The organism is Acinetobacter sp. UBA3461, from assembly GCF_002381195.1.
Lineage (GTDB): Bacteria > Pseudomonadota > Gammaproteobacteria > Pseudomonadales > Moraxellaceae > Acinetobacter > Acinetobacter schindleri.
The window spans coordinates 35915-48000 of record NZ_DFRO01000048.1 but is presented as its reverse complement, the minus strand read 5'-3'; the positions used below and the strand labels follow the sequence as shown (position 1 = coordinate 48000).

Annotated in this window: 8 protein-coding genes; 4 read left to right on the top strand and 4 right to left on the bottom strand. The window is 45.4% G+C overall.

What is annotated here, in order from left to right; translation table 11 throughout:
• Window positions 1-136 precede the first annotated feature (136 nt).
• The 3 genes from nirD to B3D47_RS14155 are packed head-to-tail and all read right to left on the bottom strand — an operon-like array spanning window position 137 to window position 5703.
• Complete coding sequence (gene nirD / locus B3D47_RS14165) at window positions 137-1747, bottom strand: nitrite reductase small subunit NirD (protein WP_286862655.1); 1611 nt, start codon at window positions 1745-1747, stop codon at window positions 137-139.
• A gap of 24 nt (window positions 1748-1771) precedes the next feature.
• Complete coding sequence (gene nirB / locus B3D47_RS14160; protein ID WP_286862653.1) at window positions 1772-4318, bottom strand: nitrite reductase large subunit NirB; 2547 nt, start codon at window positions 4316-4318, stop codon at window positions 1772-1774.
• Window positions 4319-4353: 35 nt separating this feature from the next.
• The gene (locus B3D47_RS14155) at window positions 4354-5703 is read right to left on the bottom strand and encodes an MFS transporter (protein ID WP_071320263.1); all 1350 of its coding nucleotides are present in this window, start codon (window positions 5701-5703) and stop codon (window positions 4354-4356) included.
• 423 nt (window positions 5704-6126) lie between these two features.
• Between B3D47_RS14155 and B3D47_RS14150 the strand changes: the two genes are divergently transcribed.
• Both B3D47_RS14150 and B3D47_RS14145 read left to right on the top strand, forming a co-directional pair.
• Window positions 6127-6705 carry an ANTAR domain-containing response regulator gene (locus B3D47_RS14150; RefSeq protein ID WP_071320262.1) on the top strand — a complete coding sequence of 193 codons (579 nt, stop codon included), beginning with the start codon at window positions 6127-6129 and terminating at the stop codon, window positions 6703-6705.
• 10 nt (window positions 6706-6715) lie between these two features.
• Window positions 6716-7720, top strand: coding sequence for an ABC transporter substrate-binding protein (locus B3D47_RS14145; RefSeq protein WP_286862651.1), 1005 nt, complete (start codon window positions 6716-6718; stop codon window positions 7718-7720).
• A gap of 66 nt (window positions 7721-7786) precedes the next feature.
• Here the strand turns inward: B3D47_RS14145 and mtlD are convergent, their stop codons facing one another.
• Window positions 7787-9913, bottom strand: a complete 2127-nt coding sequence (mtlD, locus tag B3D47_RS14140) for a bifunctional mannitol-1-phosphate dehydrogenase/phosphatase (protein WP_286862649.1) — start codon at window positions 9911-9913, stop codon at window positions 7787-7789.
• A gap of 311 nt (window positions 9914-10224) precedes the next feature.
• Between mtlD and B3D47_RS14135 the strand changes: the two genes are divergently transcribed.
• Entirely contained in the window at window positions 10225-11169 is a 945-nt protein-coding gene (locus B3D47_RS14135; RefSeq protein ID WP_286862647.1) for an ABC transporter permease, read from the top strand.
• Entirely contained in the window at window positions 11169-12050 is an 882-nt protein-coding gene (locus B3D47_RS14130; RefSeq protein ID WP_034683069.1) for an ABC transporter ATP-binding protein, read from the top strand. The genes B3D47_RS14135 and B3D47_RS14130 overlap by 1 nt, the downstream gene beginning before the upstream one ends.
• Window positions 12051-12086 lie beyond the last annotated feature (36 nt).

The following is a 12086-nucleotide window of genomic DNA, read 5'->3' as shown; positions in this document are numbered from 1 at the left end:
TCATCCGCAAAACTCGCCCTCATCCGGCATGTATCAAAAAGGTCGCAGAAACATTCATTTTCATATTTTGTCTTGGCTCAAACAGTTGCGGATGACGTTTCCGCGGATCTTGGTTTCACCATGACAAATTGATTTTTTACCCTGCTTTCTTTAATGCAAAATCCCGACCAAAAAGCAGCTTGTTACGAATCGTTGCAATTGGGGTTTGATCTGCAATCAGTTCGGCATACCAGGTACCGTCTTCCGTATCACCAAACAGCACCGCACCAATGACTTTATCCTTTTGAATAATAATGCGTTTATAGATCTGACGCTTTTCATCATTCAGTACGATATCTTCAAAATCATCTTTTGGTTCGAAGTCACCTGCAGAGAACACATCACAACCACTCACTTTCAGCTGAGTCGGAACCGTCGGCGCTTTAAAGGTCAAGCTGCCATGCTCGGCCAGATGTGATGCACAAATGAACGCCTGGCCCCAAAGTGGTTCAACCAGACCAAAGGTTTGACCACGGTGCTCGATACATTCACCCACCGCATAAATACTTGGGTCAAAAGTCTGCATGGTGTCATTTACCAGCACACCGCGATTACAACGCAGACCAGCACTTTGCGCCAATGCGATATTTGGACGAATACCAACTGCAAAGACCACCAAATCAGCTTCCAGTACAGTCCCATCTTTTAGTTTCACTTGGGTCACATGACCTTCTTCACCAATTAAGCATTCGGTATTGGCTTCAGTCAGGATGGTGATACCTTTCTGCTCAATCGCTGTTTTCAGCATCTGACTGGCTTTGCTGTCCAGCTGACGATCCATGATACGATCCATCAGATGCAATACTGTGACATTCATGCCTTGCTGTTTCAGACCGTAAGCTGCTTCCAGACCCAGTAGACCACCACCAATCACCACCGCATTTTTCTTGGTTTTGCAGTAGTCCAGCATGTTGTTCACGTCATAAATGTCGCGGAAGCTGAGTACACCTTTTAAGTCGCTACCTGGAATTGGCGGAACGAATGGTTTGGAACCCGTCGCCAGAATTAAACGGTCATAACTGATCACTTCGCCTTTTTCGGTATAAACCTGCTTACGCGGACGATCGATACGAACCGCTGGATCACCTGCAACCAGACGGATACCTTTGTCGGCATACCATGCATGCGGATGTAGCATGATGTCATCAATGGTTTTCTCGCCAGAAAGCACTGGCGACAGCATGATGCGGTTGTAGTTACCCCACGGCTCTTCACCAATCACAGTAATTTCATAACGGTCTGGTGCCATATCCAGCAGGTCTTCCAGACAGCGCATGCCGGCTAAACCATTCCCCACCAATACCAATTTCATTTTTTCCGGTGAAATGCCGTTGTTGGTGATATAAGTTTTTTGTGGCACTGGGCTAATGAATACTTTGCCATTTTCAATCTTGCTTGGAAATACCAGCAGCTTTTGGTCTTTATCTTCCAGACAGCGTCCGGTTGCCAGACTGAAATGCTGCTTGTAAATCGGTGAAGCGACGACGCGTTCACCTTGCAGATCACCCAGAATCCCGCGTGACATTACAAATGCTTTACTAAATGGATCCTGGTTACTTAAGGCATACACACGCTTTTCATGACCTACACGGAACAAAGCAATTTGCTGATTTTCAATTAATGCACCTACACCGGTATTCGGGGTAATGTCATCCAGTGCACACACTTCCACCCAATTCAGTTCATTCATATCTTTTAAAATGGTCATCTTCTTTCTTCCTTATGCTTTGAATCAGGCTTCAACTACTGGAATACGTGTGATATCACGTTCAGCTTCAGTTTTCGGACGGATCTGGCCGCGTACTTCAGTAAATTGAACATGAGGATCATTCTGCAATTCAGCTTTGGCATTAATAAAGGTTTTAAAGCGTTTACGTACTTCAGGATCTTCAATCGCAGTACGCCATTCGTCTTGATAAGTACCCACCACATGCTGCATACGCTGTTCCAGTTCAGCGGCCAGACCAAGCGAGTCATTCACGATGACATCTTTCAGATAATCCAGGCCACCTTCGAGGTTGTCACGCCATACCGAAGTACGTTGCAAACGATCTGCAGTCTGGATATAGAACATGAAGAAACGGTCGATATAGCGGATCAGGGTTTGAGTATCCAGATCAGATGCCAGCAGTTCCGCGTGGCGTGGTTTCATACCGCCGTTACCGCAAACATACAGGTTCCAGCCTTTTTCAGTGGCAATCACCCCCACGTCTTTGCTTTGTGCTTCGGCACATTCACGGGTACAGCCAGACACGGCCATTTTCAGTTTATGTGGAGAACGCAGGCCTTTGTAACGGTTTTCCAGGAAGATCGCCAAGCCAACCGAATCATCTACGCCATAACGGCACCAGGTGCTACCGACACAAGATTTCACGGTACGTAAGGATTTACCGTAAGCATGACCTGATTCAAAACCGGCATTGATCAGTTTTTCCCAGATTTCCGGCAATTGATGCACTTGTGCACCAAACATATCGACACGTTGACCGCCTGTCAGTTTGGTATATAGGCCATATTCTTTAGCAATCTGACCAATCGCAATCAGGCCATCCGGTGTAACTTCACCACCCGCCATACGTGGCACGACTGAGTAAGAACCATCTTTCTGGATATTGCCTAGGTAGTAGTCATTACTGTCTTGCAAGCCAGCATGGCTTGGTTTTAAGACGAAATCATTCCAGCAAGATGCGAGAATGTTCGCTACCGTCGGTTTACAGATGTCACAGCCCAGCCCATGTCCATGTTGATGAACCAGGTCATCGAACGTCTTGATTTCATTAATACGAACCAGGTGATACAGCTCTTGACGTGAGTAAGCAAAATGTTCACACAAATGGTTATTCACCGTTACGCCTTGGCGTTGCAACTCAGACTTCAATACTTGAGTGACGAGTGGCGCACAGCCACCACAGGCGGTTGCTGCTTTGGTGCATTTTTTCAGAGCGCCGAGTGAAGTTGAGCCATCAGCAATTGCAGAGCATATATCTGCTTTAGACACGTTATTACATGAACAGATGGTTGCACTATCTGGAAGTAGATCCACACCACTACCACCTGCTTTAGCAGTCGCCTGATCAAAGCCCGGCATAATCAGGCTTTCAGGATTCTCAGGTACAGCCAGTCCATTCAGCATCATTTGCAGCAGGTCGTTATATTCTTTGGCACAACCGACCAGTACTGCACCCAACAGTTTGGTCTTTTCGGCATTGACCACGATTTTCTTATAGACTTGAGCCGCTTCATCGGCGTAGAAGTAGCTCAGTGAACCTGGTGTCATGGCATGTGCATCGCCTACCGAAGCAACATCTACACCCATCAGTTTCAGCTTGGTGCTCATGTCTGCACCAGCAAATGCTGCACATTCTTCTTGCAGTACATGCTTTGCAGCGATACGTGCCATGTCATAGCCTGGAGCCACCAGACCAAAAATCTTGTTATTCCAGAGTGCACATTCACCAATCGCGTAAATATCTGGATGAGAAGTCTGACAATAATCATTGATCATGATTCCGCCACGTTCACCAATGGCCAGCCCGCTTTGACGTGCCAATTCATCACGTGGACGAATCCCTGCAGAGAACAGGATAATATCGGTTTCCAGTTCCGCACCATCACCAAACTTCATCACATGTTTGGCATTGGCACCGTCTTCAATAGATGAGGTTGCTTTTTGGGTATGAACTTTAACACCCAGATTTTCAATTTTTGAGCGTAAAACTTTTCCGCCAAGATCATCAATCTGGACTGCCATCAGACGTGGCGCAAATTCAACCACATGTGTTTCCAGATTTAGATCACGCAGGGCTTTAGCTGCTTCCAGACCCAACAGACCACCACCGATTACCACACCAGTTTTTGCATTTAAACTCGCTGCACGAATGGCATCCAGGTCTTCAATCGTACGGTAAACAAAACAATTTTCACGGTCATTCCCCGGGATTGGCGGAACAAAAGCATAGGAACCTGTTGCCAGAATCAGCTTGTCATAAGTTAACTCTTCACCATGCTGGGTAGTCACAGTACGAGTGTGCTGATTGATAGAAACTGCTTTAGTGCCCAAGCGCAGGTCGATCCCATATGCATCCGCAAAGTCGCTACGGCAAAGGGTCAAGTCTTTTGCTGATTTTCCACTGAAATATTCAGTTAAATGAACACGGTCATATGCCAAACGTGGTTCTTCAGCCAGAATAGTGATTTCAACCTCATCGCCCGCCTGTTCAAGTACAGATTCGATAAATTTGTGGCCCACCATGCCATGACCAATCATGATAATTTTCATATGTTTACTTCCTACTAATTTTAAAATATCTGGTCTTAATTTTGCGCTTCAACAAGGTTGCGATCCTGGATCGCCTGTTCAAACAGACGCTGTTCTTTTTCCTTATGCTCAACCGAGAAACGGATCATCAATACACAGCTCGCAGCAATCACTACCAGCCCACCCAGCACCATTAATGTGGTCTGGATATCCAGCATGCCTTTTAATAAGAAGCCCGCTGCAACTGCGCCTACGTTACCGCCTGCACCGATAATGCCCGCCACGCCACCCAGTGCATCACGATCAATAAATGGCACCAGCGCATAGGTCGCACCGCAGGCCATGTGGGTAAACAGGGCAAATACCGTCATGGTCAGGATTGCCAGCATTGCACTGTTCATTTGTGAGAACACCACCAGGAACACACCTTCCAGCAGGATCATCAGAAACAATACTTTGGTACGGCCATCCAGACCTTTGCTTAGTGCGACTCTGTCAGATACGATGCCGCCCAGGGCGCGTGCAAATAACGCCAGCAAACCAAAGATCCCCGCAGCCATACCCGCTTCTTTCAGGCCAAACTCGAAGTTTTCTACGTAGTACATTGCCACGATGTTATGAATGAAGATTTCGATACCGAAACAGGCAGCATAGGCACCAAACAGGATCCAGACGCGGTAGTTTTTCGCTGCATGCATCAGAATCGCCATGCCGCCTTTTTTATCGCTGCCGACACTGACGCCTTGGGCACGTAATTCACTAAAGTTGCCTTGCGGACAGTCTTGAGTCAGTTTCCAGTACAGGAAGCCTACTATCACCATCATCACACCTGGCACAATCAGTGCAATTCTCCAGCCCATTGCCTGTTCAACACCGAACATCACCAGGGCAGCCAGCATTAATGGCATCAATACCTGCGTGGCGCCACCACCTGCATTGCCCCAGCCTGCAGTTGCCGCATTTGCCGTACCTACGACATTTGGCGCAAACATGATGCTGGTGTGATATTGGGTAATCACGAAGCTGGCACCAATGGCGCCAATCAATAAGCGGAAGAACAGGAAGGATTCGTAGCTATTAGAAGCTGCAACACCAAAGACAGGAATACTGCCGATGATCAGTAATGCAGAATAGGTTTTACGTGGACCGTATTTGTCACATAAAGGCCCCACAATCAGACGAACCAGAATAGTGATAGCAACCGCAGCAATGTTGATATTGGCGATTTGTGCTTTGGTCAGATTGAATTCACCTGCAATGACCGGCATCAGCGGCGCACAGGCAAACCAGGCGAAGAAACAGACAAAGAATGCCAGCCAGCTCATGTGGAAGGCACGCATCGCTGCGCTGGAAAAACTGAATAGACTTATTTTTGTTGCTTTTTGAGCTTGTAAATTTGAAGACATGACCATCTTCCTCCAGAACTGAACGTTATAAATATCCTGGCCTGTGGCTTTGGCAGGTCAGAATCGAACAGAACGGACGTCATTGGCCGTCTAAATTTTCAGGTATAAGTCGCCTTTGACTCAATACTCTTATCTTGTTAAATACTTAGCAGGATCTGTGCCAATTTTATAAAAAAGGCTTTTTTACTTATTTTTTAAGGATAAAGCGCTAGTCCAACTTATTTATAAGCATTGCAATCCCCTACGACATTGATGGAATTGCACTGTTTCAAAGCTTTTGCACAAAAAGGAATCATAAAAATACAGAAAACCCTGCTTAACATTGCATAAAAATGGCGCAAAAATTGCATAAAAATGGCGCAAAAATTGCATATAAATGCGTTCAAGATGTACCGATCATTGGATCAAAAATAAAGCTGTAATATGCCAAAACTTAAAATTGCACTCATTGATGACAATGCCGAGCGTGCTGAATTTATTCAGGATTCATTAACTGCGCATGATTTTATCGTCGTTGCCTGCCTGATCGTCCACGATCTGAGTATGGCGCATGTCAAGAATCTGCAGGCAGATGTCATTCTCTTGAATATGGATCACCCGCATCGAGACATTATCGAAAGTTGCGTGAGCCAGTATGAATTACCTACGGTTCTTTTTACCCAGAACTCCAACAAGGACACCATCAAAAGCGCGATTGATGCCGGTGTAACGGCGTATATTGTTGATGGTATTGATCCGAGCAAGCTGAATAGCATCATGGAGATTTCCATTGAGCAATTCCATAAGCATAAAAAACTGCTGAATGATCTCAAGGAAACCCAAGATAAGCTGGCAGACCGCCGTGACATCGACAAAGCTAAATCCTTGCTGATTCAACTGCATTCCATGAGCGAAGAACAGGCTTTTGCTCTGCTGCGCAAAAATGCCATGAGTCACCGCATAACTTTGGGCGAAATGGCAAGACGTCTGCTGGATGCACAAAAACTGTTATCGGGCGAATAAGGAGAAGAAAATGTCTGAACTGGAACAGCATGAAATTAATATCGGCTTTATTCCTTTGCTCGATTGTGTCGCGATCTTATGGGCGGAAAAACAGGGTTATTTTCAGGAACAAGGTTTAAAGGTGAACTTGATCCGGGAAGCCTCATGGGCCAGTCTACGTGACCGTCTGGCTTATGGCTTCCTTGATGTCGCGCACTGCCTGTCTGCAATGTTGCCAGCCGCAGCACTTGGTCAGGATCAACTGAAAGCCAATCTGCAAACGCCTTTGGTACTCAGCATTAATCAGGCCTTTATCAGTCTGCGCCAGGATCTTTGCTATGCGCTGGATTTACATCCGGATGTCGATGAAAAAACCAGTTCGCAAAAAGTCGTGCAAGCCCTGAAAGAAAATAAACGCGTGAATCTGGCGCATGTATATAAATATTCAATCCATCATTTCTGTTTACGTGAATGGCTGGCATTGACCGATCCAGATTTGGCTAAAAACTTTCATATGCTAACCTCGCCACCGCCCTCGATGGTGAAAGGTATTGCCCAACATGTCTTTGATGGCTTTTGTGTAGGCGAGCCGTGGAATATTCAGGCACAGATTGAAGGTCATAGTTTTATTGTGGCTTCCAGCCCAAATATTATTCCTGCAGTGGCAGACAAAGTATTAGCAGTCTGTCAGGAGTGGGCAGAACAACATCCACTGACCTTAAAAGCTTTAGTGACTGCGATTCAGAAAGCCCAGGCCGATTTGCAACAGAGAACTGACCTGTCTGAAGTCTGGGAGATGCTGGTCGATTATAAGATTATCCAGTTTGAATGTTCTGATCATCAGCATGTTTATGACTTCCATAAGATTCAGACAATTATCCGTAATATGCATGGTGAAAGTGCCCAACCCAAATTGGAAGATTTTAGCTGGCTCTTGCAGCAAATGGAAAAATGGGAAAATATTGAAATGACCGCAGCCGAGAAAAAACAGATTGCGCAATCCTGTATTTATCAGCAAGAAGCGACCGCTGTTTAAAACATTGCTTATTTCCATAAAAAAAGACCCAGAAAAATTTTGGGTCTTTTAGATTTAACGTTTTATTCAGCTGAATGCCTGTTGTAAATTCAGTTGCATGAATTTCTGCAAGGACAGTTTTCCAGCAATGATCTGATTGATGAATTGTGACATTTCGTCATACAACATCTCATAGAGCTGCGGTTCTAATGCCATATGTCTTAACTGGATCTGCAAATGCATCAACAGTTCCTGCTGTTCGCATTCGCCCTGCTCCAGAGCATAGACATAACCAAGTACTGCTCCTTTTAAAACCACATCAAAAGGCAAGCTATATTTGAGCAAGGTGGCCAATGAGCCCATCACCCGCTCATTATGCTCAAGTTTTCTGAGGGGTTCACGACCTACACGTGCGCATGGGTCCTGATAAGCATGGGCACAAGATTCACTAAAGCTTTGAGCCAGACGTTCCAGATCTGAGGCATGTTTTGGAATCTGGTAACATAGACTATGCTTCACCTGAGCTAAGGACTGGTGCATAAATTTTCTGACTGCCTGATCTGACATGGCAATCCCAATAGTCGGATGTCCACGCAGGCTGGCATACCAGGCCATCATCGCATGTACGCCATTCCATAAGCGGTTTTTAATCAGCTGGATATTGGCAATATCATCCACCAGAATCATCTGCCGCATTTTCGCCAGTAAGGGACTGTTATTTTCCACATAAATTGGCATATCTGTTTCAGCATTAAACAGAATCAAATCCATAGACTGCAGGATATGACTCGGCTGGAAATTACGGCGCAAGTCTTCTATATATAGACCCGCCTGATGTTCCTGCTCGCTATTCAATGCGGTTGAATCATCCAGATCAACGGTGGATAAATCTTCATCCAGCTGGTACTGCTTGAACATGTTGTATTTAATGCGCAACTGACGATACAGTTTCTGGTCTGATAGCTTGGAAACCATGCGGTTGACCACAGTGTCACAGAAGTAATGCTGATCCATAATGTTCTGTGCGGTCTGTTCATCGGTAATTCGTTGCAGACGATTCAGAATCTGCTGCATCACCTGTTGTTTAGCACCAATTTTATTCAGGATAATGAGCACTGTCAGTGGTTGATCCTGCTGCTCATAAGCCAGATAACGTGCGTATAAACCTTGTGCAATGACCTCCGCTTCAGAAACCAGTGCTTCCTCTGGTACGCAAATGGCGACCAGACTGGATTCAATATACATGTTCTGCATTTGTTGCAGATCATGCGCATCAATCACGCTCATATTTTCAATACGCTGATCAAAAGAATTCTGGCCATAGCGAATACAGTAAGTACCAAAAGCATTGACGCTGGATTGATACAGTGGATTGCGTGTCGAAGCAATTATTTTGCGTGGACGTGTGTATCCATCCCAATGCGATAACACCTGAGCCAGATAACCGCCGCCAATTGCACCAAAACCGTGTATCCCGACCGTCAACTGATTCAGCGTTTGCGGAAAAGCAGTCTCCAGTTCCGGCATGTCCAGAACCGGAACAAACTGGTTCAGTTCCGTCAAAAAATCTTCGACCGTTTCATAATAATACTGGGCTTGTGCCAGCATGGACTCGTTCGGTATTTTGATATCCTTGAACAGCACCGTCATACCACCTGCATCATAGGCAGAACGCAAACCATTTTCAGAATCTTCAAACATCAGGCATTGAGCCGGACTTAAATTGATTTTTTCGGCTGCGCTGATAAAAATTTCTGGATGAGGTTTCCCTTGTTTAATCTCATCGCCACACACCAGCACATCAAAAAATTTATAGACATTGGCATTGATCAGATATTCTTCTGCGATCGCACGTCGACTCGAAGTCGCCACAGCCATTTTTAGACCTGCCTTGCGTAGGCGTTCCAGTACCTGTAATAAACCTTTTTTAATTGGAACACCATAATTGCGTACATGTTCTAGTTCCAGTACATCGGCGCGCTGGCGGATCTCGGCATAAGGAACATCTTGTCCATAACGCTCTTTGGCCAACTGCTCGGCACTACGGGCACTTAAGCCCAAGCACTGCATTAAATAGTTTTCAGAAAATTCGACGCCGATCAGCTCACGTGAAGCTTGTTGCAAGGTTTGAAAGCGCAAACGTTCTGTATCAAACATGGTTCCATCCATATCGAAAATTGCGCCGTGTACGATTTGATTTTTAAATTCTAGCATTGCTCCCCTTTTATAATTCAATGAGTTAAGAAGTGGACAATACCTTAAGGAAAAACAAAGCCGAATTAAACTGATGTAAAAATATGAAATAGTTTGGGTTAAAAAATAATCAATAAAGGCTAAAATGCTAGGTTTTATGTTTTTATACGTAATCAGAATGTTAAGTTAGGTAAGTAGCCTATTCCATCTTTTCAATTCTTCTTTGTAAATCAGATTCTTTCATCATCCTGATGATTTCAGCCCATCATGGCATCCATTTTGCTTAGTCAGTATTACGTTTTATAAAATTTGTAATATTGAGGGGCAACACTATGAGTTACGTTGCACGTGAACTCAGTCAAAGAAATAAATTGCTGTTTGGCTTGGGGTCGTTTTTAATACCAATTCTCATCTGGTGTGCAGTCAGCTATTTGCCATTTATCTGGCATCCACAAGTCCAGATTACGGATTCAGGTAGTGTTGCCTATTTACAGGTGGATAGTCGTATTGATAAAAACCTGTTTTTTTCTGCTGCCCAGTCAGCAGTAGATCAGGGTCTGGCTCCGCCGCAAGGTATTCTGGTGAATCCGATTTATCTGCCTGCACCCCATGAAGTTGCCATTGCACTGATCACAGCTTTTACCACAGAGCCTGCTCAGGCCAATGCGCCCTGGTTTCATGAAAGCCTGTGGCACAGTATCAAGCTGGTGTTTACTGCGTTCTTTATCTCTTCCTTGGTCGGTATTCCACTCGGTATTTTATGTGGATTCTCCAATAAAATTTCCCAGCTGACTGAGCCCTTTGTTGAATTCTTCCGCTATTTACCTGCTCCGGCCTTTGGTGCACTGGCTGTCGCCATTCTGGGCATTAATGATGCACCAAAAATTGCCATCATTGTGATTGGAACTTTATTCCAGCAAATCCTGATTATTGCCAATACCACACGTCTGGTCGATCGCAGCCTGATTGAAGCCGGTTTTACTCTGGGCACCAATAAACTGAAAAGCCTGCTGCATGTGGTGATTCCAGCAGCCCTTCCGGAAATTTACCGCAATCTGCGGGTGCTGCTGGGTTGGGCATGGACTTACTTGATCGTGGCAGAACTGATTGGCAGTACCTCAGGAATCACCTGGTTTATTACCCAGCAAGCCCGCTATCAGAACTTTGATAATGTCTTTGCCGCGATCCTGATTATCGGGGTGATTGGTCTGCTTTGTGATGTGATTTTAATGAAACTGGGACAACGCTTATTTAAATGGAAACCGGGAGCCAACTGATGCAAAACACTGAATTTAATACCCGCGAATACTTTGACAAGATTTATAGCCGTCCGGTGATTCTGGAAGCGAAGCAACTGACGCAAAAATTCAGTCATGGCAAAACCGAGCGTACAGTTTTAAATGCCCTTGATCTCAAAATTCATAAGCGTGAATTTATCTGTGTGATTGGGCCTTCCGGTTGCGGCAAGTCAACCTTTAGCCGTGTCGTCGCCGGTCTGGATCCTTATAGTAGTGGTGAGATTCTGGTGGATGGCCAGCCCATTACCGGCCCAAGTCCGGAGCGTGGCATGGTGTTTCAGGGCTATACCCTGTTTCCATGGAAAACCGTCAAGGAAAATGTCATGTTTGGTCCGCGCATGAAAGGCCAAAGTAGTGCAGCGGCCGAAGCACAGGCACGTGAATGGATCAATATTATTGGTCTGGAAAAGTATGAAAACCAGTATCCGCATGAGCTGTCTGGCGGGATGAAACAGCGTGTCGCGATTGCCCGGGCTTTGGTCAATGAACCAAAAATCCTGTTAATGGATGAACCCTTTGGGGCACTCGATCCGCATACCCGGCAAAAAATGCAGCGTCATCTGATGGATCTTTGGCAAAATATCGACATCACCATCATTTTTGTGACCCACGATATGGATGAAGCCATTTTACTGGCTGACCGTATCGTGGCGCTGAAAGCCAATCCGGGTGAAATCAAGGAAATCATCGAAGTCGATTTACCTCGCCCACGTCATCCTGATGTGATGCTCACACCTGAATTTAAACAGTTAAGACAACGTGTCGATTATCTGGTGCACGCCGAAGAAGATGAACTGGATCCGGCACTGGCAGAGCTGCCAGTCATTCCGCGTATGACCAAGGTCAGTAGCAATAAATAATCTTATTCAAAATGCCTTTGGGACGACCCGAAGGTT